Origin of the sequence: Providencia lanzhouensis, assembly GCF_050469745.1 — a bacterium.
Classification (GTDB): domain Bacteria; phylum Pseudomonadota; class Gammaproteobacteria; order Enterobacterales; family Enterobacteriaceae; genus Providencia; species Providencia lanzhouensis.
This window is the reverse complement of sequence record NZ_CP174123.1, coordinates 2,008,317-2,032,803: the sequence shown is the minus strand read 5'-3', so window position 1 is coordinate 2,032,803 and position 24,487 is coordinate 2,008,317. Positions and strand designations below refer to the sequence as shown.

19 protein-coding genes are annotated in these 24,487 nt (G+C 44.5%); 7 read left to right on the top strand and 12 right to left on the bottom strand.

Features of this window, described 5'->3' with window-relative positions:
• Positions 1-15: 15 nt before the first annotated feature.
• The 3 genes from ACIH2S_RS09535 to ACIH2S_RS09525 form a co-directional block, all read right to left on the bottom strand.
• Positions 16-1,041 carry a threonine aldolase family protein gene (locus tag ACIH2S_RS09535; RefSeq protein WP_108478128.1) on the bottom strand — a complete coding sequence of 342 codons (1,026 nt, stop codon included), beginning with the start codon at positions 1,039-1,041 and terminating at the stop codon, positions 16-18.
• 91 nt (positions 1,042-1,132) lie between these two features.
• Positions 1,133-1,774 (bottom strand): DNA oxidative demethylase AlkB, encoded by a 642-nt coding sequence (alkB, locus tag ACIH2S_RS09530; protein ID WP_108478129.1) that lies wholly within the window; start codon positions 1,772-1,774, stop codon positions 1,133-1,135.
• Positions 1,775-1,825: 51 nt separating this feature from the next.
• The gene (locus tag ACIH2S_RS09525) at positions 1,826-2,704 is read right to left on the bottom strand and encodes an EamA family transporter (RefSeq protein ID WP_108478130.1); all 879 of its coding nucleotides are present in this window, start codon (positions 2,702-2,704) and stop codon (positions 1,826-1,828) included.
• Between the two features lie 84 nt (positions 2,705-2,788).
• Between ACIH2S_RS09525 and ACIH2S_RS09520 the strand changes: the two genes are divergently transcribed.
• Positions 2,789-3,274: a MarR family winged helix-turn-helix transcriptional regulator gene (locus ACIH2S_RS09520; protein WP_108478131.1), complete on the top strand. Its 486-nt coding sequence runs from the start codon at positions 2,789-2,791 to the stop codon at positions 3,272-3,274.
• A gap of 48 nt (positions 3,275-3,322) precedes the next feature.
• On the opposite strand, the gene ACIH2S_RS09515 is transcribed toward ACIH2S_RS09520, so the two are convergent.
• The 5 genes from ACIH2S_RS09515 to ACIH2S_RS09495 form a co-directional block, all read right to left on the bottom strand.
• A complete protein-coding gene (locus ACIH2S_RS09515; protein WP_430248538.1) occupies positions 3,323-5,392 on the bottom strand; it encodes an SWIM zinc finger family protein in 2,070 nt (689 codons plus the stop codon).
• Positions 5,389-6,549, bottom strand: a complete 1,161-nt coding sequence (locus ACIH2S_RS09510) for a VWA domain-containing protein (protein ID WP_036948005.1) — start codon at positions 6,547-6,549, stop codon at positions 5,389-5,391. Before ACIH2S_RS09510 ends, ACIH2S_RS09515 begins: the two co-directional genes overlap by 4 nt.
• Positions 6,542-9,100 (bottom strand): DUF5682 family protein, encoded by a 2,559-nt coding sequence (locus ACIH2S_RS09505; protein ID WP_430248568.1) that lies wholly within the window; start codon positions 9,098-9,100, stop codon positions 6,542-6,544. The genes ACIH2S_RS09510 and ACIH2S_RS09505 overlap by 8 nt, the downstream gene beginning before the upstream one ends.
• 78 nt (positions 9,101-9,178) lie before the next feature.
• The gene (locus tag ACIH2S_RS09500; RefSeq protein WP_108478133.1) at positions 9,179-10,288 is read right to left on the bottom strand and encodes an ATP-binding protein; all 1,110 of its coding nucleotides are present in this window, start codon (positions 10,286-10,288) and stop codon (positions 9,179-9,181) included.
• A 37-nt stretch (positions 10,289-10,325) separates the two neighbouring features.
• A complete protein-coding gene (locus tag ACIH2S_RS09495; RefSeq protein WP_349487817.1) occupies positions 10,326-14,060 on the bottom strand; it encodes a DUF4132 domain-containing protein in 3,735 nt (1,244 codons plus the stop codon).
• A gap of 388 nt (positions 14,061-14,448) precedes the next feature.
• Here ACIH2S_RS09495 and ACIH2S_RS09490 point away from each other — a divergent pair, with 388 nt between their 5' ends.
• The 3 genes from ACIH2S_RS09490 to ACIH2S_RS09480 all read left to right on the top strand — a co-directional run bounded on the left by ACIH2S_RS09490 (position 14,449) and on the right by ACIH2S_RS09480 (position 16,593).
• On the top strand, positions 14,449-14,865 hold the full coding sequence (locus tag ACIH2S_RS09490; RefSeq protein WP_108478135.1) for a RidA family protein: 417 nt from the start codon (positions 14,449-14,451) through the stop codon (positions 14,863-14,865).
• A gap of 44 nt (positions 14,866-14,909) precedes the next feature.
• The gene (locus ACIH2S_RS09485) at positions 14,910-15,878 is read left to right on the top strand and encodes a threo-3-hydroxy-L-aspartate ammonia-lyase (protein ID WP_196712355.1); all 969 of its coding nucleotides are present in this window, start codon (positions 14,910-14,912) and stop codon (positions 15,876-15,878) included.
• Positions 15,879-15,963: 85 nt separating this feature from the next.
• The gene (locus tag ACIH2S_RS09480) at positions 15,964-16,593 is read left to right on the top strand and encodes a helix-turn-helix transcriptional regulator (RefSeq protein WP_036948015.1); all 630 of its coding nucleotides are present in this window, start codon (positions 15,964-15,966) and stop codon (positions 16,591-16,593) included.
• On the opposite strand, the gene ACIH2S_RS09475 is transcribed toward ACIH2S_RS09480, so the two are convergent.
• Positions 16,590-17,516 (bottom strand): LysR family transcriptional regulator, encoded by a 927-nt coding sequence (locus tag ACIH2S_RS09475; protein WP_108478136.1) that lies wholly within the window; start codon positions 17,514-17,516, stop codon positions 16,590-16,592. The two genes, ACIH2S_RS09480 and ACIH2S_RS09475, sit on opposite strands and share 4 nt — an antisense overlap.
• Positions 17,517-17,626: 110 nt before the next feature.
• Here ACIH2S_RS09475 and ACIH2S_RS09470 point away from each other — a divergent pair, with 110 nt between their 5' ends.
• Positions 17,627-18,814: an MFS transporter gene (locus ACIH2S_RS09470; RefSeq protein ID WP_430248537.1), complete on the top strand. Its 1,188-nt coding sequence runs from the start codon at positions 17,627-17,629 to the stop codon at positions 18,812-18,814.
• 136 nt (positions 18,815-18,950) lie between these two features.
• Complete coding sequence (locus ACIH2S_RS09465; RefSeq protein WP_430248536.1) at positions 18,951-19,844, top strand: alpha/beta fold hydrolase; 894 nt, start codon at positions 18,951-18,953, stop codon at positions 19,842-19,844.
• Between the two features lie 43 nt (positions 19,845-19,887).
• On the opposite strand, the gene ACIH2S_RS09460 is transcribed toward ACIH2S_RS09465, so the two are convergent.
• The 3 genes from ACIH2S_RS09460 to ACIH2S_RS09450 all read right to left on the bottom strand — a co-directional run bounded on the left by ACIH2S_RS09460 (position 19,888) and on the right by ACIH2S_RS09450 (position 22,828).
• Positions 19,888-20,772 (bottom strand): 4Fe-4S binding protein, encoded by an 885-nt coding sequence (locus ACIH2S_RS09460; protein ID WP_187129099.1) that lies wholly within the window; start codon positions 20,770-20,772, stop codon positions 19,888-19,890.
• A 90-nt stretch (positions 20,773-20,862) separates the two neighbouring features.
• Positions 20,863-21,525, bottom strand: coding sequence for a CerR family C-terminal domain-containing protein (locus ACIH2S_RS09455; protein ID WP_154599270.1), 663 nt, complete (start codon positions 21,523-21,525; stop codon positions 20,863-20,865).
• 37 nt (positions 21,526-21,562) lie between these two features.
• The gene (locus ACIH2S_RS09450; protein WP_132495942.1) at positions 21,563-22,828 is read right to left on the bottom strand and encodes a M24 family metallopeptidase; all 1,266 of its coding nucleotides are present in this window, start codon (positions 22,826-22,828) and stop codon (positions 21,563-21,565) included.
• Positions 22,829-23,114: 286 nt separating this feature from the next.
• On the opposite strand from ACIH2S_RS09450, the gene ACIH2S_RS09445 reads away from it, so the two are divergent.
• Positions 23,115-24,272: an iron-containing alcohol dehydrogenase gene (locus ACIH2S_RS09445; protein WP_430248535.1), complete on the top strand. Its 1,158-nt coding sequence runs from the start codon at positions 23,115-23,117 to the stop codon at positions 24,270-24,272.
• Positions 24,273-24,487: the final 215 nt, after the last annotated feature.

Genomic DNA, 24,487 nt, shown 5'->3' with positions numbered 1-24,487 from the left:
TTACTCATGACGCAATTAACGCAGTGACTTAAATACGCTTATAAATTTTTCAACATCTTGTTCGCTTGTGGACCATGAAGTACACAGACGCACACAAGTTTTACCCGCTTCAGGCGCTGGCATACTGCTTAAAACGTAATGTTCCAACAATTTCTTCGCTAAATCATCCGGTAGCACCACAAACACTTGGTTTGATTCAACTGGCGCTAAGAACTCAAAACCTTGTTGCGTAAAGAATGCCGCTAAATGCATCGCCATATCATTGAGATGCTTACCCAATTTGAAATAAAGGTCATCTTTAAACAGTGCGTTAAATTGTGCCGCTAATAACCAACCTTTCGCCTGCAATCCCCCTTTTTGCTTGATGCTAAAGCGGAAATCAGATTTCAAGCTTGGGTTTAAAATCACCAGAATTTCACCGGTCAATGCACCAATCTTAGTGCCACCGATATAAAAAACATCCGTCAACTGAGCGATATCTTCAATCGTTACGTCGCTCGCATGGGACATTAAGCCTGAGGCTAAACGTGCACCATCCATAAACAGCCATAAACCATGCTCATCACACACTTTACGCAGCGCAACCAGCTCATCTTTACGGTATACCGTACCAATCTCTGTCGAGTTACTAATATACACCAATTTTGGCTGCACACAGTGTTCATCGGTATGATGCGCTAAAACTTGCTCAATCAGCGCTGGCGTTAATTTACCCGATGCTGAAGGAACAGTGAAAACTTTATGCCCTGTGGCTTCAATTGCCCCTGTTTCATGCACCGCGATATGCCCTGAATCTACCGCAATAGCAGCCTGATGAGGTCTTAATATATGAGAGATGGTCGTTAAATTGGTGATAGTACCACCATTAAAGAAATGGATATCTGCATCTGGGCGTCCAATGCGCTGTTTCACTTGCTCAGCCACACTGGCACATAACGTATCGGTACCATATCCTTCAAAACGCTTACCCGCTAAGCTATTGAGTTCTTCCATCACTGCTGGGTGCGCTATTTCATTATAATCATTAATAAAGCTGTACATTGGCAACCTACCGTTAAGTTAAAAACAAGCCAACAGTTATATGCGGATATTATTCAATATTCAATGATATTTTTTGGCTTGCAGAAACGAGTCACTTCATAAGCTGTGAGCGACGAAATGTCAGATTAAAACGGTAAGCCCCAAGTTGAGGATGAACGCCTGATTTGATTTGTCGTACCCCATGGTAATTGAGCCGTGAACGTCCGCCCCAGACCAAGACGTCCCCATGCTCTAATGGGATAGCTTGACGCGGATGTTCTCGCGTATCTCCGCCAAAATCAAAGATAGTGGGCAATCCTAGTGAAAAGGAGACGATCGGCTGGGAGAAATCCGCTTCATCTTTATCTTGATGCAGCGACATTTTAGCCCCCACACCATAGCGGTTAATTAAGCAGGCATCAGGATCAAAATGAGAAAAGCCAGCTTTTTCAGCGGCATTTATCGCCAACTGTTTAAATAATGCGGGCATCATGGGCCATGGCTGCAGAGTCATCGGATCGACAGAGGAATATCGGTAGCCTTTATTATCCGTAACCCAGCCCCAATCACCGCAATTGGTCATTGCCACAGACATAGCGTATCCGCCAGGGGTTTCCATATAACGCAAAGGTGCTTGAGCAATCACTTCATGCAATGCAGCTAATAACGGCTCCCCTTGCCCAAGCAAAAAACCTTTAAGAAGATAAGCGTCTGGCGCAATCTCAATCATATTCTCTTCATCAGGAAATAACATAGTCACCACTCAGTAAAATGGGTGTCTACCTATATAAGACACCCTGACCATTTAAGCGACTTGTTGCTGCCTTTTCAATGCCAATTTACGCTCTGCTTTTTGGCTACCCCAGACGCTGAGTAAAATCACCAACATGCCGAGTAACTGTAATGGGCTGAGTTGTTGATCAAGCCACAGCCATCCTAGGATAACGGCGCTCATCGGGCTTAAGAATCCCAGCGATGCTACTGAACTGGGTCCTAAGATAGCGAGGCCACGAAACCATAATGCATAAGTCAGTGCGCCACCGATCAAAGTTAAATAACTCAGACCTGCGATATTTAACAAACTCAAAGAAGGTAACGCAGGTTCAAGTAACAGCGCAAACGGCAGTAAGACTAACCCGCCTGCGGTTAATTGCCACGAGGTAAAGGTTAATGCTGAGACTGGAGGCTGCCAACGACGGCTTAATACCGTTCCTGCCGCCATAGAGAACGCCCCGGCTAAGCCCGCAATAATCCCGGTTAAATCTAACGCGGCACTTGGCGTCAATAATAAAATAGCTACCCCGAAAATACCGCTCAGTGCGGCAAATATCGAAATACTCGATAGCGAACTGCTTAATAGCCAACGGCTAAGGAATAACACAATCAGCGGTTGAATCGCCCCCACCGTTGCCGCCACACCTCCCGGTAAACGGTATGCGGAGATAAACAACAGCCACCAAAATAGCGAAAAATTTAAAATGCCGAGAATCAGTACTCGTCCCCACCAAATCCCCTGAGGCAATTTGCGTAAAAATAGTAAAAGTAGCAATCCTGCGGGTAAGGCTCGGAGCATGGCTAACGTCAACGGCATACCCGCAGGTAACATTTCCGTCGTCACCAAGTAGGTACTTCCCCAAACTATCGGTGCTAATGCCGTTAAAAATAGAACCCAATATCTATTCATGAATACGCTCACGTTGATTTATCTTGAGGTCAAGATAAATTCAAACTACCTTGACGTCAAGATAGATTATTGTATGATTTGCCTATGGATAGAATAGATAAAATCACTCAACAATGGGAACGTGAACGCCCCGATCTTGATATCAGCGCCATGGGGCTGATTGGTCGCTTAGGTAACGTTGCCCATCACTTGACCCGTGAAATGGAAAAGGTATTTGCCCAATTTGGCCTAAACCGATCAAGTTTTGACGTACTCGCCACTTTGCGCCGTGCGGGTTCCCCTTATACACTGTCACCCAGCGATATGCTTGCTACCTTGATGGTGACATCCGGTACCATGACCAATCGCATCGATCAGCTAGAGAAAGCCGGTTATGTGGCGCGTCATGTCAATCCTGATGATGGGCGCGGTTTTTTGGTGAGCTTAACAACTGAAGGGTTGGATTTGATCAATCGCGTAGTGACAGCCCATACCGAAAACCAATCTCGTTTAGTGGCATCACTGTCAAATGAAGAGCAACAAGCGCTGAATCAGCTACTACGGACGTTTCTAAACTATTTAGAATCATAAAATGTAGAGAGGGGAATTCCTTTTCCCTCTCTATTTTTACGAGCTAAATTAGCTATTCAACTCAAAAGGCATCAATTTTTGCGAACGCTCAAATTGGTCGCAAAGGTACACCAAGCGCAGTAAATTTTCGGCGGTTTGATTTTCCTTTTTTACGTAATGCACCAGTTGCTTAGCAAACCATAACATCCCCAAGTCGTGCAATGTCCTGACCACAAAGTTTAACTCGTCAATTTGACTCGCGGATAACTGTGCGCGCCCTGTACAGCTTTGCGTTTCCAATACCGCCAAGATTGGACGGGTAATCTGCTGTGCCAGTGTTGGCACTGGCGCAAATGCTGTGCGGTCTTGCTGCTTTTTCGCCATATATTCAGCAATCGACGTCATAAACTTGGAAGACTGTTTTTTACGAGGTACTGATTCAAAATCGAGGTAAAACAGCTCAATACCCTGCTCTTTTTTCAACCAGAGTGTTTTCGGAGTTAGTTGTAATTGTTGCTGAGAGACGCTTACTTTAACGGATACCGCACTAATTTCCCAACCTTTCTGAGTGATAAAACGCAGTTCTTCAATTTTGTGATTTTCTGTGCCTTGCCAATTTAATCGCAAAAATGCCCGATTCCGGTTTCCATCCAGCACAGTCCAACTGACACACTGCTCGATTTCATTCCAATGTAGCGGTTCGTAGCTATCGATATGTAGCACAGCAGGCTCAAACTGAGCATCATCGGTGAGCGCATTGAAATAGGTCGTTGCCGCTTTCCAATCCTCAAATCCCAGCTCACTTTTCAATGCTTGGTAATCATCGAATGAAATGTGCGGCGCTTGGCTAACTGCACTGCGACTAATTGCATGACTATCGCCGCTAGCCGCAAGTTTGCCCTCATCGGATAAGCGGGGATTGTGCAACTCAAAACCACTGTGCATCAGGTTATCTGCCGTTTGTTTCCAAATGGCTAGCGTTTGCCAGACACTGTGACGGGTGAAATTCGGGTCGAGGGTATTGGCGCGTGCTTGGCTACACTGCACCACTTTTTTCTCTTGGTTATCCCAAAAACTAAACGTTCCCCCAATGGCGCCACTTTGAGTTTGCCACCACTCGGCATGGATTGGGATCAAAGAGAGAATGTCCGTTTTACTGTCATATTGACGACGACCAAAAGCGCGCAATTGCGCAATTTTATCGTCGCTGGCGTGAGTTAATTGGTAAAGATAGCCTCTGATCTGCGCGATAAACCGCAATACTTGCCCTTCATCTATCGTGAAATGGCGCTGGGCTAATAATTTCACTTGATAGCTTAAACGCTTTAAATAATTGGCTAAGCGAGGTAAACCTTCCGCACGCGCCGACATATTCAATAAATGTAATTGCGCAGCACTGCTTTGGCTTATATGAGAAATCCCCTGACGCAGCATATCGTGAATAAAACGCTGGATAGTCGCAATCACCGTTTGCTCATCGTCGCTCAATGCTAGCGTGACCTCGCGGTTAGGCATCAGATCATCAGGCCAACTCCACGACTGGTTATGCTGAAGAAATACCTTAGCGACCGCTGCCAAATGGAGGGCTTTTTGCTGCTTCTCCGGTAATGACGACAGCATCCCTTGAAAGCCATTCCCCCGAATATAGATAATTGGCTCATCATAATTGGGGATCGTGATTTTCAGCTGATTCGATTGGTCATCCAAGATCACTGCATGATCTTGCCAATCCTGTAAGATCTTCACTGCCAAGCGGCAATCTGGCTTACTGTTTTGCTTGATTAATGCGGGAACATCGAATGCCAGCAACTCGGGTAATAGTGGTTCAATATCGACAGATTCTGAACTATCTTCTGTAGAATCAATCGATTGTTCATCGCTGTTTGTTTGTACCCAAAGCACCGCAGCCAGAATATGTTTGCAGCAACCCGAGGCCGAACAATCGCAGCTGGCTTTTTGCACCCCTTGAGGATCTAACGTGACTTGCTGACCATCGCTGGTAAAAGTTCCATCCGCTAAACAAACCGGAGAAACTTTACCACTTTCCAGATCCTTACGGGCGCGGCGCAGCAACCCGATGTTGGCAAATACGGCCAATGCATCGTCATCATAATGTAAATAAACGGTTTTCCAACTCATTGCATCACCTCAGCCAGCCAGTGAGCAAAATGCTCTGGGGTTAACGCCGCCACACTCATACCGCGATCCGCCAGCTTCTGGGCAATTTCCGTATCATAAACCGGCAATGCATCATCATCTAAAGCGGCTAATCCCAACAATTTCACTTGCTGGCTATTCAAGCGCTCGGTGCAATTGAGCAGATTATTCAATGCCCCGCCTTCTTCAAAGTCGCTGATCAACGAAATCACCGTGCGTTTTGGGTTGCGGATCAAGCTTTCACAATAATGCATCGCTTTCGCGATATCGGTTCCCCCGCCGAGCTGCACGGTCATTAATACTTCCACCGGATCGTGGGCTAAATGACTGAGATCCACCACTTGGGTATCAAACACCACCAAAGAGACACGTACTGTCGGTAATGCCGCTAAAATACTGGCGCACACCGCCGCATACATAATCGAACTCGCCATCGAGCCACTTTGGTCGACGCACAAAATCACATCCCACGGCAAATGCTGTTGCTGGCGGGAGTTAAAATACGGGGTTTTAATCACTAGGCGCTGATTTTGTTGATCATAATTCTTTAAATTCGCAGCAATAGTAGCTCGCCAATCAAAATTACGGCTATTAGGGAGTAGCGATCGCTTAAAGCGGTTACGACGCCCTGTTAGTGCTTGGCGAAATTGGTTTCGCATCTGGCTTAAAATATCATCCACCACTTTGCGAATAATATTCTTCACCGCATCCCGCGTATCTTCGCTCATTTTACCGCGTAAACTTAATAACGATTTAGCTAAGGCTTTGGTGGGCTCCATTGCATTCAAGGCTTGCGGGCTTTTTAATAAACTACTAATTTCATAACGCTCTAATGCCTGCGACTGCATTCGCTCAAAGGTGCTGTTCGGGAACAATTTACGGGCTTGGTTCAGCCAGTTAACCGCCGTCAATTGGGACGCATCTAGCGAGCCATGGCGGCCTCCTTCTTGGCGTAAACCGCGACGTTGATATTCACGGCGATATAAAAAATCCAATGACCGTTCGATTTTGAGCTCATCACCATTTAGTGCCGCTTGTCCCAGAGCGCCATCCGCATATTGGCCTAAAATAAGGCGCCAGCGTTTCGCTAATTGAAGTTGTTCTTCGGTTAATTGCGCATCTTCTGGCTGCTTATCCATGAGATAGCCCCTCATTTTGCAACGAAAACCACTCAGTTAACCCTTGGTTTTCAAGCTGAAGCTGAATTTTTTGTTCGAGTTCCATGGCTTGGAGTAATTGTTGCTGATTGAATTGTGTCTGATGGAGAGTTAAATCTTGGGTATCCATCGATAATTTTTGTGCGACCACCCGCGCCATTTGCGCATTTTGTTTCGGGGTTAATTGGCTAAACGCAAAGCGCAGATCCGGCAATACTTGCAAGAAACGTCCATCATCCCACTCACTCAACAGTTCATTGAGTAGCTCAATTAATAGGGGTAAGCGCACAACCAATTCCGGTGCGGTACGCATAATGCCAATGAAATAACCGATAGCCAGTTCCGGGTCGCTACCTAAACTGAACGTTCGCTGAATTTCCTCGGTCAGTACCGATTCATCAATTTGACCACCAAGATAACGAATAGCATCCACCGCCCCTTTAATTAGCGGTGCGTGATTAAGGCGCCCATCCAACCGGCTCAATTGTGCATAAAATTCTGCGGAATAATCCGTATCGCGGCTAATTTCCGGCATAAAGGTGATTAATTCACGGCAAGACAGCAGCGCATTAAAATAGTGTTCTTGCTGCTGTTCATCCCCTTGGGCCACCTGATCTAAGCAGAAAAAGGCCTGGGAGAGTACTTTATCAATCCGCTGTTTGATGCCCGTTTCATCTTCGAGGTCAAAGAAACTACGCCCGCGCCATAGGTGTACCAGTTTATGAGCACAGGTCACCAATGATTCAAACTGACTATCTTGCTGAATATAGCTATCTAATAACGTAAATAACGTTGGAATGCGCTGATGAAGCCCAATCAATGCCGCTTGCATTAGCAATGTCACCGCGCTTTGGCTAGAACGGCTGACACCTTGCTCTTCAAGTTGCTTTTCCATCGCCAAAATTTTATTCAGTGCAATGGCTTTTAATTGCGTGCCTTTTTCAGAAAGCGCGATCAGCTCCCCTTCCACATTTGGCGTCCACGCGTATTGCCACTCTTCAAACAGTAAATCCAGCTGGTTGCCCGAAAAAAAATTGGGACCAGAAAGCGGTTTGGCGAAGTGGATTTCTAAAAAACTCAAAAGATGCAGAAAACGGCTGCGTAAACGGTGCTGCTTATTACGGTATACATCTAAGCGGCTGACTTTGGCTAAAGTATCGTCCAATTTGAAGCGAAAGCCTTTCGCCAATGAATAGGTTTCAGAAACCAATGGCGGTGTGATGGTTCCTTTAGGAATCTGCCCCAAGGTAAAACCAGAAAAACAGGTTTTGATTTGCTGCCACAGTTCATCTTGGCTTTCATCTAAGCTGCCTTTGATAAACGCACTTTGCAGCCCATCCAATAGATCATAGCGACCCGCGCCCGTGTGCCCACGAAATACGGCAAGTCTCAGACTTTGCTCTGCGGCGAGCTTAACAGATAAAAACCCTGGCGCTGCATCAAATTGCTTTTCCCGTAACACTTCGGCCACGTAAGCCAAAAATTGAATACCAAGCTGATTTTGATAAGCCGCGGTAGCAGTCATTTTTTGCTGAGCTTGATCAGTGCGTTGTGCCAGCAACCCTTCCCACACTTTTTGATAAAAGGCTGGCGAAGGCATGCCGGAGGCATAACCATTTAACGCATCAAGCCGGTCAAAGCTATAACGGATAAGCCAAGCGCTGTCACGGTCTGCCAACTTTTGCTGAGCCATAAATTGCTTTTGTTGCTCGGAAGAGAGTTTAAATTGCTGCGACGCCGCTTTACCAAGCCCTTCAAGCAGTGCCAAGGTATGAAACCCGCCCGTCACGACCACAATTTTCGCGTTTGGCTCTGCGGCTTTAATGGTTTGAATGTGCGCTTGCATATGGGCTTCACGCTGAGTTGAACCCTCCGAAGCCAGTACTTCTGGCTCGAAATCTAAACGTGCCAAGGCACACCAAATAAAGGTATCGCGGAAGAAATCAGTCCAATTGGCAACCGACATTAACGGGCGCAATTCAAACAGATGTTCCCACAGTTCATCGTGATCACGGCACCCGCACTTTTTCGTCAACTGAGCAATAAATAAGCTATGAGCAAGGTAGCGTTCCCGTTGCAGGCTTTGATGCTGGCTTTCGCCTTCCAGATCAAGTTCTACCTGTGCTGTCCACGGCAAATCAATAAAACGCAGTTGAGCTTGATGCAGCTGCCCTACGTGTAACGCTTGCCACTCAGGGGAATATTCACAAAATGGGAAATACGCCGATCTCGTGACAGCGTCACTTTCATCTGATTCAGTAGGCGCACTTTTCAGGGTAGTCTGCCCCATAATCGCCACGGGTGGACGTGTATCACCATCCAATAAACCCGCAATTAATGGGTTAAAACTGTCAGGACCTTCTATCAGCACATAGTCAGGCTTAACCTGCTCAATTAAGCTCAATACGCTATAAGCACAGGCGGGGCTATGATGACGAACAGGCGCAAAATAGAGCTGATGCTCTCCTAGCCTTTGCCACTGTTCAAGGGCATTTTGTAGCCGTTCCGGCAATGTGATGTGTTGCAATGTGATCGTTGATAAACTCACCGATGATGTCTCTCATAGGGACAGTGTGGCGATGTATTTACCACCACACTGCGACGACGGATATTATTGCCAGAATTCACGGGATGCATCGAAAAAGGCTTTCCATGCTTCGCTCTGTTTCGCACGTTCGCGGGCAACATTATCAATGTAATAACGCATCCGTTTGATATCATCCGCATTATCTTTGAGTACCACACCAATCAGCTGACGCGCGACAGCGCCTGCGTTCAGTGTTCCATTCCCCAAATAGTGAGCTTCCAATGCACAGGCATAGGCGATGTTAACTGCTTCTGCCGTAGACATCACCGCATCTGGGGTTTTGATGCTCCCGCCATCTTTGGTATTGCCTGAACGTAATTCTTGAAAAGTCGTGACTAATAATTCGATCACGTCCGTTGGGACAGTCACTTTGCCATCCAGCTCGCCAAGCTCAACAGTCAGTTGTTTGTTGATCAGTTCAATTTCAAATGCCGGATCTTGAATGGGTTTGACGGTTTCGAAATTAAATCGACGCTTAAGTGCCGATGACATTTCATGCACACCGCGGTCACGTAAGTTGGCAGTACCAATCAAGTTAAAGCCTGACTTGGCGCTGATCCGTGCATTATCTTTCATCTCAGGGATCATCATTTGCTTTTCTGACATCATGCTAACCAGCACATCCTGAATTTCAGGTGGGCAGCGAGTGATCTCTTCAAAGCGCACAATTTTACCTTGTTGCATTCCTTGGTAGAGCGGTGAACTCACTAAGGCTTTTTCTGTAGGACCTTCCGCCAGTAGCAGCGCGTAGTTCCACGAATATTTAATATGGTCTTCTGTGGTACCCGCCGTGCCTTGAATGGTTAAACCTGAGTCACCACTAATCGCCGCCGCTAATAACTCGGACAGCATGGATTTCGCCGTACCAGGCTCCCCCACCAGCATTAACCCTTGTTTACCCAGTAAGGTCACAATGGCGCGATCAACCAGCGCATCGTCACCAAAAAATTTAGGGGTAATTTGCAGTGCCTCATCCCCAAGAATAAATTGACGTACCGCCCGCGGGGAACGTAGCCAACCTTGTGGTTTAGGGTTGCCTTTATCCGCTTGGGTTAATCGTTCTAATTCATCCGCAAAGCGCACTTCTGCGCTTTCACGCAGAACGCCTTCTGTTACTTGTTTCGCCTTAGCCATGTTGGTTTCCTAAATTTATGCGTCGATTAATCAATGATTACCACGGGGTTTTCTTTTCCCATTCAGGGTCAAAACCGCTACAGGCATCCGCGACTTTCAGGTAGTCAGCATAGCTTTCGGCTAACAGGATCGGCGGCACGTTTTTCAGTTCCACATAGCCTCTATCCCACGAGCTTTTTTGTGCTTGGTCAAAACTCAAGGAGTACAACACCGCAGGGATATTTTCTTCTGGGACATAGCTACCACTGAATTCCATATACACATAGCAATCTAGGCTGGAGAAATATTTGAAGTAATGACAGAAGCTTCCGCCGTCTTCCGCTTGGCCGCGCTGATAACCCATTTTGGTTAACACGCCACGTAGGGTGAAGGTATCCGTTAGCCAGCCTTTTCTATCTTCGATTTCCGTGAGCGTTAACGCCAGATCTGGAATGGTGTGATCCATCTGCGAGAATAGGAATTTGACTTTGTAATCTTTAAAATGAGCAATCCACGCTTTACGATCAGCGTCTGATAATAACGCCGCATGAGCGAGCTTGATGCTGGAATCTACGCTCAATTCGACTTCATCGTCATCAAGGTTCAACAAGCAACCATCATCGGATGGACGGAATTGGTTGATCACTTGGTCATCTTTCACTTCTAACCAAACCAGTCGTTCAATCAGACCACGCATCACTGGGTGATTTTGAATGTATTCCTGCCAATCCGCCGTGCTCCACAAACGTTCTGCACACATCGCTTCATACAAACGCGCAGTCTGTAATTCAATAACTTGCTTAAGCTCTTTTTTGCTGGATGTTAGGAGTTTTTTCGACTCTTTAATCAGCTCTTCGTTGTCGGTTTTACGTGCCGCCGGCAGCGCTTTGATCTCTTTACCTTCAGGGTTAAATAGCACCAGTTTTTGCTGAGCATCGAGCTTGGCAGTAAACGTGCGATCCCCATATTCCAGTACTAAAGTCCCCGTTTCATCCATACCCGCAGTTGGAATAGTTCTGTCTGCCAGTTCATCCGCGCTCCAACCGTTACGTTGTGCGATATCAGCCACCAGTCCGCGGGCTTTTTCTTGGACTGATGCGGTGCGATAACGGCGCGATAATGATAATAAAAGCTGAATGATCAGCGGATCGTTACTGACGGCAATCGCGTCAATCATCGCTTCAATTTGGGCACGGCGCTGGTAATGGTCACGCATATAGTTACGCAGCATGGTTACGGCAACATGTCCCTCCACACCACAAATCAACGCAAGCATCCCTTTTTCACTGATAGCCGAGCCTAAATAACGGCCTAATACTTCGTTTTTGATCTCGTTGATGGTCTGCTCAAGGGTGAAGTTTTCATACTTGGCATAGTATTCAGGCCAGCGTTTTAGCCAATCTTGGTAGTTTTTCAAGCGTGATGGCGCATCTCTTTGTGCTTCCGCCATCGCCGCTTCCAGTGATGGTCCTGCCACATCTTGGCTAATAAAGCTGTTGAGAATAAAGCTACCTAACTTACGCTGGCTGTCTAATGATAATAAGCTGATATAGCGCTGTAATAGCCCATTACCCGCCGGCATTTTTAATTTCACCGCCAGAATGATCCACCAGCGGATGATGTCCGCATCCACCTTTTTATTATCTTGCCAGGTCATGGCTGGAATGGCGTCCAAATCAAACCATGCCATGCTCGCGGGTGCTTTGGCTTTTAAGCCTTTTTGCGCTTCCGCCAACAAAACTTTCGGTGCCAAGTAACCGGAAATATCTTCGCCAAATTGCTCTAATGCCGTTAATAATGCGGCTCTTACCACTTCACGTTTCTCTTTTTTCAGCAACGCGTACAGCGGTTTTAGTGAATCTGGATGTTTTAAGCGAGCTAACCATTCGATAGCAGTAACGCGGATCTCTTGTTTACCAGAATCAAGGCCTTCTGCCGCATTAACGTGAATGCTTGGTAAGGTTTCCAGCAATTTTTGAGCACTTAAACGGTGAGTTTTGTTTTCACCCAGCGCCAACTCCATAATACGAGGAATGAATCGTGCCGGAATGGTCGGGTATTTACCTAAAATGGTTACCGCATTAGACGCATCATACTCTTGGTAATAACGATGCCCTTGGTGCTGCGGGATAAGCCCCAGCGCTTCACTTAAGAAATCGGGGTACTGCATAAAGAACGGCCAAATTTGTTCCGGCGCTCTAAATAGCCCTAATCCATCACTGTATGAACGCAGGCATAAGTCAGCAATTAAGCGACTCGCATTTTTAAAATGGCACTGCTCAAGCCCTTTTTCTAATTGACGTAAATCGAGTTGCGATAAGATGCGAACGGGAACTTCACGAGTGAGTTGATAGTGAGAAAAATGCTCAACATCAGAGCGGTTATGACTCAGCAAACGCAACGCGTGGAATAGCGTGAATTCCGGTAAATTATTAATGCGCTCTTTGTGCTTAATGACATTGTATTCATGATCGGTAATCACTCCGACACCCGAGTTTAGTTTAGCTAATAAGCCAGCACATTCGTCTTCACTGTGTTGACTGAACTCTTTGTAATGGCGTTGTGACCACGTGTATTTATGCTTTTCTTGTTTGTTTTCTTCCAGTTCGCGCTCAGCATTTTCTTTGGCTTTTTGCAGCATTTCACGGAAGTTAGATACCAAAATATCGACTGCGCTTTCTGGTAGTGGCGTATCTTCCATCGGGATAATCTCTGGAATTTCGACCTCTTCCACTTCACTCGCACAATCCATCACATCAAAGCGAGAAATCGCACTTTCAATGCTCTTGAGGACGGTTTTGTTGGTCTCCACTTTCAACGCTGCTTCAAGAATATCTCGATCTTTACCAATACGGGCGAACAGATCCGCCGCTTGCGTACGCTGTTTTGGCGTTCCTTCAAGCAGTACTTTGGTTAAGTGGGTTTTAACCGCCTCTTCCGGCAGAATAGACATCACTGGCTCAGCCGCTGAACGCACGGTTTTCAGTGAACTGGTTGCCAATAGCACTAAAATATCGGCAAACACGCTATACAGCGCTTCGTCTTTTCTCAGCGTATCGATCAATTGGATCTGACCACTGGCGGATAAATTGCTCAGTAGGCTTTGGCGAATAAAATCTTGCTCAGCAATTAAGTATTCTTTTAAACCTGGAATAGCAAACAATAACACCATATTTTCGTAGTGATAATCCGACAGATTTTGTCTATCAAAAATACCGTATAGCACGGTGTTACCCGGTTGTTCCGCTTCATTTTCCACTAACTGGCTTAGCAGCTCGTAGTTCCAATGTTTACGATGTTCATATTTAGCATGGCGTGAATTTTCAAAGGTGGTTACAAATGCATCACACAGTAAATACAGCATCCAAGAAGGCAATTCTGGCGTCAAAATTTTGATATTCACCTCTTGGCAAGCCGCCGCGACCACTTTAGCAAAACGCGCTATTTGCGCTGGTGTAATATCATCACCCACTTTGGAATACAGTTTATGGCGGGCATTCTTACCTTGGCGGATCACTTTGCTATACGAGCCGGCATCAAAACTGTGGCTTCCCCACCACCAATCCACCGTTCCCGGTTTGTCTAATAAGATTGTGGCTTTTTCTTTGTCCAACTGCCCCAGTTTCATGAGAATTTCAGGGGATTTACCCTCAATGACATAATCAAAGAGCGATTTGGGTAAGCTTTCTTCAAATGCGGCAAAAGGAAGCAGGGATTCTTGTAAATATTGTAATCCTGCGGTTTCCCCTTTTTCGCCATAAATAGCCAGAAGGTCAAAGGTAATTTTAGCCATGTTAATTTCCTAAATGTAGTTATATAACAACTTCTTATCATTTTTAGTTATTCATCTCAATTTGATTATTCTTATTCCTGATTATTTAACTTTATTGCTTAATTATTCATCTGGAATTAAATACCAATAATTTAATTATTCCCCCGCTATTTTCCCAACACTTGCTTCAAATACCGCCTGTTTATGGAAGATTGATCAGTAATGTATGACGTTGTGAGCAAAATGCCATCTATAACAATCTTTCTCATTTTTAGCTTGATCTGCCCAGATATCATCGGCAAGTTGACGAAAATTTTTAGTTCATTTAAACAGCAAAAAGCCATTGACTAAACATATAGTCCAATATTAGACTTATTGTATAAATTAAATTTCCGAATGAGGAAAATCAATGAGCCAAAATACCGCTTACACAGATATCGTATACACTAATGCTTCCCAGCTGGTTCCACCAAGAGGGCACTATTCACACACAGTCACGGCGAATGGTTTCGTGTTTGTATCGGGGCAATTACCCACAGATAGCCAAGGAAATGTCCATGCGGACACACCCTTTACTCAGCAAGCAGAACAGGTATTAGCAAATTTAGAGGCTTGCTTATCTGCCAATGGTATCGGTCGGCAACAATTGGTTCAGGTTCGGGTTTATATCGCGGATATGGACAATTGGCCGGTTTTTAATCAAATTTATGCCAATTGGATTGGCGAGTTTCGTCCTGCTCGCGCCGTTGCGGGTGTTAGTGAACTGCATTTTGGTGCAGGGATCGAAATTGAAGCAACCGCTGTCGCAGCGAACGCGTTGTTATAAAAATCAAGTTATTACCAATTAGCCATTTAATAATGGGGTATATCATGTCTGAATTAACATTACCGACCTATCAAGATGTCGAAGCCGCAGCACAGCGCATTGCAGGTATTGCTCACAAAACCCCAGTGATGACGTCCACGACAGTCAACAAAGAGTTTGGCGCTGAGTTATTCTTTAAATGTGAAAATTTCCAACGTATGGGGGCATTTAAATTTCGTGGCGCGTTAAACGCCCTTTCACAACTCACTCCTACACAAAAGAAAGCGGGTGTGATCGCATTTTCATCAGGAAACCATGCGCAAGGTATCGCGCTGGCGGCACAAATGTTAAATATTCCAGCCACCATTTTGATGCCAATTGATTCTCCAGAAGTCAAAGTTGCCGCCACCCAAGGCTACGGCGCTAAAGTGATTAGATTTGACCGCTATACCCAAGATAGAGAGCAACTTTGTCGCGAGTTGGCTGAAAAAGAGGGATTGACCATCATCCCACCTTACGACCATGTGGATATTATTGCGGGTCAAGGTACTGCGGCCAAAGAGCTGTTTGAGGAAGTTGGCGAGCTGGATGCCCTATTTGTTTGCTTAGGCGGTGGTGGGCTACTCTCTGGATGCGCACTCGCCGCACGGGCATTATCGCCAAATTGCAAAGTGTATGGAGTTGAACCTGAAGCCGGTAATGATGCGCAGCAATCTTTCCGTAGTGGAAAAATTGTGCACATTGATACGCCAAAAACTATTGCGGATGGTGCACAAACTCAACATGTGGGGAACTACACTTTTGAGCTAATCAAACAAAATGTGGATGACATTTTAACTGTGACCGATGCGCAATTAGTTGATCGCATGAAGTTCTATGCTGAGCGTATGAAAATAATTGTGGAGCCGACAGGTTGCCTTTCTTTCGCTGCCGCCTTGAAAATGAAAGAACAGCTGCGCGGCAAACGTATTGGGATTATTATTAGCGGCGGAAATGTGGACATTAAACGCTTCGCAGAATTAATGTTAGCTTAAGCAATTTATGCCCCTTCTCTATTAGAATTGAAAAAAATAGTTTAATATTTAAAGAGATATCCAAAATAGATGAAGGGGTAGAGTTATGGCAAAGCCACAAGAAAACAGTTTATTGGCACAAATTGAAGCCATAGCACAAGGGTTAAGTGAGACCTTCGCCCCTTTCTGTGAAGTAGTGGTTCATGATCTGAAAAACCCCGAACATTCGATTATTTCAATTCATAACAACCTCTCTGGGCGCAAAGAAGGTCAACCGACAACTGAATTGGGTCTCGCCCGTATTGAATCCGCCGATTTCCCCAATATCATCGCCAATTATGCCAATCAATTTCCAGATGGACGCCCAGCCAAGAGCACATCAATCGGTATCAAAGATGAAACTGGGCAATACGTTGCTGCATTGTGCCTCAATTTAGATATGACCCAGTTTCGCAGTATGCAAAGTATGCTGTCACAATTTACAGAGGTGGGATGCAGCCCCGTCAAAGAGCATCTAGAACCCAACGGCAGCGAAGCTATTCGTACTCGCATCGATCAATACGCCGCTTCTATCGCCGCCACTCCACGTACCTTGAAGGCGGATGACCGAGTTGCCTTAATCGAGATTTTACGCAAAGAAGGTCTTCTTGATATTAAAAAATCCATGGATACCATCGCGCAACACCTTGGGGTTTCTCGAGCTTCGGTCTATTTATATGCCAAAAAAGACAGTTAAAAATCCCAAATTGCTTTTCCTTGCCAGCATTCATCGATCAACTTTAGGAAGTAGCTCACTTTGAGCGGCAAATAACGTTTTGTCGGATATAAAGCGCAAATCGATGATTCTTGGCGAGAAAATTCACTCAATATCGGTAGTAGTCGCCCTTGCTGAATAGCAGTTCCCACTAAGAAAACCCCTAACTGGCAAATTCCTTCGCCTTCAATGCTGGCATCTAGAATTGCCTGAGTGTCATTCAACGTCAGGCGCCCTGATACGGGTAATAGTTGCTTTCCCTGAGGGGTATGAAATTGCCACGAAACCACACTGCCCCGATGTTTAAACGCCAACTTTTGGTGCTTTACTAACTCTGAAATGCTCTGCGGAGTACCATATCGTTGTAAATAGGCAGGAGATGCACAAGTGACCATGCGATGTGGCGCTAAGACTTTACGGATCAGCCGGTTATCATCATTTCCCCCAATACGAATGGCGAGGTCAAACCCTTCCCCGACAATATCGCTATAGTCATCCGAGAAATGGACATCTACCTCCACATTAGGCCATCGCCGTACATATTCTTTGACAATAGGCATGATGTACAAACGTCCAAATATGACCGGAGCCGTAATGCGCAATAACCCTTTCGGTTGTTGTTGTCCCTGACTCAGTTCATTTTCGATATTGGCGACTTCGTGTAAAATTTTGAGCGCCCCTTCATACACCGTTTGCCCTTCATCACTTAAGCGAAGACTTCGCGTTGTGCGATGCAATAAGCGAATTTGTATTCGGTTTTCTAATCGCGCGACACATTTCCCGACGGCTGAACGCGAAATACCCAGTCTTTCCGCAGAATGCGTGAAGCTTCCTGTTTCAACCACATCCACAAAGACTTTCAAGTCGAACAAGTTATCCATCAGTAATGATGCTGAATTAGACACGATTTATCCCCAATGAAGCCACAGCAGTGATATTTATTATCAATAATGTCCCAGATAAGATCAATTCACGCTTGAAACTATTTACTGACCGTAATTATTTGGAACTTTATATGATGAATACAATAACGATTGAAGCCAATGCAACTGTTCAACAGCGATGGGGAGCCATCCTGACGCTCATGTTGGCGACCTTCAGTGTGGTGACAACCGAGATGATCCCTGTAGGGCTATTAACGCCGATTGTGGAAGATTTTTCTGTTTCTTTAGCAACCACCGGTTTCTTAATGACACTTCCTGCTATCAGCGCCGCCATCAGCTCACCGCTGATTGTGTTATTTACGCGTTCTGTTGACCGCAAAACACTGTTATTGATTGGGGCGCTTTTACTAACCCTTTGTAACTTAGTGGCGGCTTTAACACCGTATTATTGGCTACTCTTGATCAGTCGTCTTTTTGTTGGCGTTTGTATTGGCATTATTTGGGCATTAGCAGGCGGGTTAGTGCCTCGCTTAGTGGTAGCCCCCTCTGTCGCGCTAGCAACGTCGTTAGTTTTTGGTGGCGTGGCAGCAGCGTCTGTATTGGGCGTGCCTTTCGGCGTTTTAATGGGCGAATGGTTAGGCTGGCGTGCAGCATTTGCCTCAATGTCCTTTATTTCATTGTTACTTTTCCTCTCTTTACTCATGCAATTACCCGCACTTCCCGCGATGGTATCTCCCACCTTCAAAACGTTTATCACTGAAATCAAGCGTCCCATCATTATGAATGGGCTGCTGATAACGCTGCTTATTGTATCCGGGCATTTTATGGCGTTTACCTATATTCGTGCGCTGCTATCCAATAATGATTTGATTTCAGTCGACCTTTTAGGAGGCTTATTACTGATTTACGGGTTGGCAGGTATCGTAGGTAACTTCCTATTTGGGCTCACCGCCAACAAACACCTAAATTTTGCGGTCGTGATGATAGCCAGCGGTCTTATCTTAAGTTTAGGAGCGTATATATTCTTTCCGCTGAGTGTATGGATGGCATTATCCATTATGGTACTTTGGGGAATTGCTTATGGTGGCGTATCAGTCACTTTAATGACCTGGATGATGCGTTACAGCGCCCATAATATTGAAGCCACAAGCTCCCTGTATATTGCCTTTTTTAATAGCGGAATCGCCTTAGGCTCTGCACTTGGTGGTGTTTTCGTCTCACTGTATGGGTTAATTGGCAATTTACATGTCGCGGTATTGTCATTTGTAGCTGCGCTTGCACTGTTAGGGATCAATTATTACCAGAAAAAAGCTCGCTAAATTCTCTAACAAAGTCGATTTATTATTAATAACTAAAGTAAATGGCGTTTAAATTAGTAACGATTGTTTTTTTTAGCGCTAGCCTTTCTTGCTGAGTTATTGCATAAATAGCTATCACCAAAAATAGGGAAATAAAATGACAAAAACAGCACCATTAACACTGTATTACGATACCTTTGGTCAGTCAGAACATCCTGCTGTCGTACTTATTGCAGGGTTAGGTGGACATAACATTAGTTGGACATCAGAATTTTGCCAACAAATTGCAGATGCAGGCTTTTATATTATCCGTCCCGATAACCGTGATGCGGGCTTATCGCCACATTTAGATAATTACCCGCCACTGAATATCGGAGAAATGGCTGAGCGATTACAAAACGGCGAGCATGTCGATGTTCCCTACACCTTATTTGAAATGGCCAATGATATTATCGCCTTGTTAAATGGCTTATCCATCGAAAAAGCCCATATTGTAGGACGTTCAATGGGGGGAATGATAGCGCAAGTAGTAGCATCAAAAGTTCCGAACCGCACTCTTTCACTTTGTCCAATTATGTCATCAACGGGCAATCAGCAATTGCCGCAAAGCGAGCCGGATGTCATGAAAATGCTAATGTCTCCTGGCGTAGATCCTAAACAGGATTTTGAAGGCTACATTGCTGGGCAACTCGCATTTTACCGCCGCATTAGTTCAACGTGCGTGCCGTTCGATGAAGAAAATTGCCGTGATTATATTGCACAAGCATTCCAGCGTAACTACTCTCCAGAAGGCACTAAACGTCAGTTAGCCGCCGTTGCAGTAACGGGTGATTTAAGGCCACTCCTCAGTGCCATCACCGCCCCAACGCTGGTGATACACGGCTCTATTGACCCATTATTCCCCGTCACTTCAGGTCAGGATATTTTTGATAATATTGAAACGGCAAAATTAGAAGTGATTGAAGGTATGGGGCACGATACGCCAGCCGCATTAAACCCTCAAATTGCTGAAATGATTATTGAGAATATGCGAGATAGTGAAGTTAATTAATAAAGTTAAGTTTGTAAATAAGCGCCTGAAACGAGGCGTTTATTTATAGCCAGCCTTGCTGTTTATGTTGTGCGCAAATTGGGCACAGAGTTTCTTCCGCAGTCCATGCCGAAAAAGGTAATTGGCATTTTTGGCATGTCCCATCGAAATAATGGAAATGCTGTGATTCGCTATTTTTCGCAACATGGGGATGAACTTGAATTGATTTTGGGAAACAAACCACTTGGCAACTCATACAACCGGTACAACGCTTATCGTCCAAACTAAATTGATGATCTTCAAGCTCTATCGCCTGCTCATCACACACTTTCGCGCATGCGCCACATAAAATGCAACTCGCCGTATCTAATGCAATATGGAACCAGCTATCTTCAGGATAAAACTGTTTTCTGGCATTTAATCCCGTTTTAACCTTGCCACTATCTAATGGCTGACTATCTAATTTTTGACGAAAAAGCATTCTACGCCGCCCACTATCCACTTCCGCAGGTTTGGTGATGGTCAAACTCCAAATAGGCTCTTGTAATGCTTCCAGTTTTAAATTTAATGCGGCTAAAGCTGGCAACCATTTGTCCACCAACGGTTCAGGAATTTGCATACCTCGAATGGCATATTGACGATGCCAAACAATCAGTTCTTCAGGGCTAGCAAGTGGCTCATCATGGCTGATAACCAAAAAGCCATTTTGGTAGGTTCGTTCATGAGGTTGAATATTTTCAATGGCATCGACTGGACAGGTAAACAGGCAGTTACCGCATTGATAACACAGTTCATTATCAATTTTCGCATCCATAAAACCAAAAGAAATCGCACCCACAGGACAGCTGCTCGCACAGTTGTCACAAACACTATTTTTCAAGCGCTTATGGACACACTTTTCATTAATAACAGGTTCTGGAGGAAGATCTAACTGAATGAACCGCCGCATAATCTATTCGTTTACCTTTGATGATTAAGCTTAATAACTTTCTATCATCTTAATGCAACGGCTTAAAATTAACATGACATAAATTAAAAATTAACGAGATATGACGGCATTACACGCAAAGACACTCACTTGCTCTAGGATTTTGTCCAATAAATCTTTATCAAGATTTTTTTGATTCAAGCGTTTTAATAGTGATTTTTTCGCAATCACAAATCCCAAAACTTGCCCAATTAAAGCATGTGCTGAAATAATCGCCGTCGCTTGATCTTCATCCGTAATAAATTGGACAAGTGAAGTTAAGCGAGAATGAAAAGGCTCGATAAACTCTTTAAAGATAATATCTGCATTTTCTGTAGGTTCTAACTGCTCTCTTAGGATTAATATGGAATAATACTCATGCCCCGGCGACAACAACGCTAATCCCAGCCCTTTTATTAATAACCGTAGTAATGATTCAACCTTTACTACCTCATGGCTTGCCCGTGATTTTAATTGCTCAAACTGCACATCAAATACGCTTACATTGCTCATTTGGGCAAGATCTGCCGCAATTTTATGGATAACAGCTGCATAGACCCCCATCTTTCCTCCCATATGATAAGGGATGGCAGATTGGTTAACTCCAGCACTTTCAGCCAGTTGACGAGTTCTCACGCCATTAATACCATAAAGAGCAAACTGTTTGATGCCTTCATTGATTAATTTTTCTTTCGTCAGCTCCGAAGAGAGTGTGTTTTTGTTTATTTCTGTCATATGCAGCTGAAACCCTAATTACATTAAATAAGTAACATTATACGTCGGCACGCATTAAATGCGTCGAATTATTATTTAATTCTATCCCCTTATCTTTTCCCACAATAACGGTACCGCCTAAATTACATAAATGATAATCAAAGGCACAATTGGGTTCAAACGCAAATGTCATTCCTGCTTTTAAGACTAATTCACGCCCAGGATTAGGCAATCGGCTTATATGTCCATATTTTTGAGCTAACGGTAATATTTCGATTCCGGGAGCCGTACCAAAGCCAATTGGACCATAAGGATTAATGCTATGAATAAGCGGATGAACATGCCAACCTTTTGCCGTTAATAATGGTTGTTCCATTTTGTCCACCAACTCCCCAAAGGTAATGCCTTCTTTGAGATTCTCTACACCTATCTCATAACATTCTCGCGAAACTTGCGCAGCTCGCTCAATATTCGGATGTATTTTCCCCACCGCTACCGCAGCTTGATGCTGAGTTTCATACATCCCATACAGTGCAAAAATTTCAGTTAATACAATATCTCCATATTGTATTTCCCTCGGTTTTTGCGAACGGTACTGCCATGCTGGTTGTCCCCAACCAATATATTCAGGACCTGACCCCATCAAAATTTCTGCGGTAAACCCACCCATCGATAAACACGTTGAAGTCACTGCCGCAGCAATATCCGCTTCGGTATTTCCGGGAATAGCTGTTTTGCGCATCGCCTCACTCATGGCTTCACCAATCATGGCTGCATGTTTGATGTGCGCGATTTCCTCATCACTTTTGACCGAGGCTAATTGGAAAAAGGCTTTATAAACAGGCACAAAATTTACATTCGGTAATTGCTCTTTAATACCTGACAACGTATTAAACGGCATCGCACCATCAAAATAGAACGGCGGATATGGTTCAAGCCCAATGACGCCTATCTGAGCATTCGGCGATACCCCTAACTGAATCAAAATATTGCCGATATTGCGCCCTGTTTTTCCCACCATAATCTGCTCAGGTGAAATCCATTGCATATCATTGCGTAAAGACGCCTGCATATGGTCAGCCACCATCATCGGCGCAAATGTCACCACTATTGGTGCTTTATCTTGATGGAACAGCACCACAGATCCTAGTCTGTCATTGGTAAAATAATGATCGATACAAAATGGTGCCGGTGCGGCGGACTCTCTATCGCCATACACCATCAAAACTTCCAGACCATGCTCCTTCATGATTTTACGAGCCAAATCCCATCGTCTATCACGCTCTTTAAGGGTAAATGGAACAGGTATCATTGAATTCATCATAATTTCCTCATTTGCATTATATTTAATTCATTTGAATGAATTAAATATTGATCGTAGTGATATCGAAGTCAAATTAATCATAAGCATTAAGTGCTATCGCTAGGAAATTACTTGCCCCAAAAACGGATAGTGAATTGAAAATTCAGCTATAAATAAACAAAGTTCCAACCAAACATTTTGATCATCCTTTGAATAGTTTCAAGTGTATACTAGAGTAATCTCAACATTTTTAACCCTAACCGATGCCAAATGACATCCCCTACCATTCCCAACCAAAGGTTTGTATATGAATAATTTTGAGTTTTACAACCCAACGCGCATTGTTTTTGGTGAAGGTAAAATAAGTGAATTGGACCGATTGGTTCCCGCGAATGCAAAAGTCCTTGTGCTATTTGGTGGTGAAAGTGCTCGCAAGAATGGCACCCTCGATGAAGTTACGAGTGCATTGAAAAATCGCCAGATTGGCTATTTTGGTGGGATTGAAGCCAACCCTCGCTATGAAACCTTAATCAAAGCTGTCGCGCAAATTGAACACGAAGGTTATGATTTTTTACTGGCTGTTGGCGGTGGCTCCGTCATTGATGGTACTAAATTTATCGCGGCGGCAGTCAATTACGCAGGAGATAAATGGGAAGTGGTGACCAGCGGCGGTGCCACTATTGAACACGCATTACCTTTTGGTACGGTGTTAACCCTCCCTGCTACTGGCTCTGAAATGAACAAAGGCTCTGTGATCACGCGTGAAGAATTACACGCCAAATTAGCCTTTATGAGTGACAAAGTTTTCCCTCAATTTTCTATTTTAGACCCGGTTAAAACCTACTCATTACCACCTCGTCAAATCAGCAATGGGGTTGTGGATGCGTTCGTACACGTTATCGAGCAGTACCTCACCTACCCTGTAAATGCCAATGTTCAAGACACATTTGCTGAAGGTCTACTGAGAACCTTGATCGATATTGGCCCGAAAGCCTTAGCAAATCCAACCAATTACGATGTGCGCGCCAATTTAATGTGGACAGCAACATTAGCGTTAAATGGTTTAATTGGTGTTGGCGTACCGCAAGACTGGGCAACCCACATGTTAGGTCATGAAATCACCGTTCTCTACGGTTTAGATCATGCCCAAACCTTAGCCATTATCCTGCCTTCCTTAATGGAAGAAAAACTGTCTCAGAAACAAGCGAAAATGGCGCAGTATGCAGAACGCGTCTGGGATATCCGTGAAGGCAGCGAAAAAGAAAAAGCACTCAAAGCCATTGAATTAACAAGAAACTTTTTCGAAGCAATGCAAGTAAAAACACGCTTTAAAGATTATCAGCTCAACCAAGATATCGTGGAGCCTTTAGTTGAGAGCCTCGTGGCGCATAGCATGGTGACACTCGGGGAACACCGTGATATTACCCCTGAAGTGAGCCGTCGAATTTATCTCGCTTCATTATAATGACCGTGTATTATCAAAAGAGCGCATTCCCTTGCGCTCTTTTTTAATGACTCGAACAGGGTTTTAAGTTCACTTCCGCGACCAACCATTTCAACAATAACGCCGCGCACCAAAAACGATGACTTTTGATATTGAGAAAGGCAACCGGCTCTTAGTTTATATGCCGATTAAATAGGATGATGAATCAATAATTAATTGATTTTTTATGCAGTTAA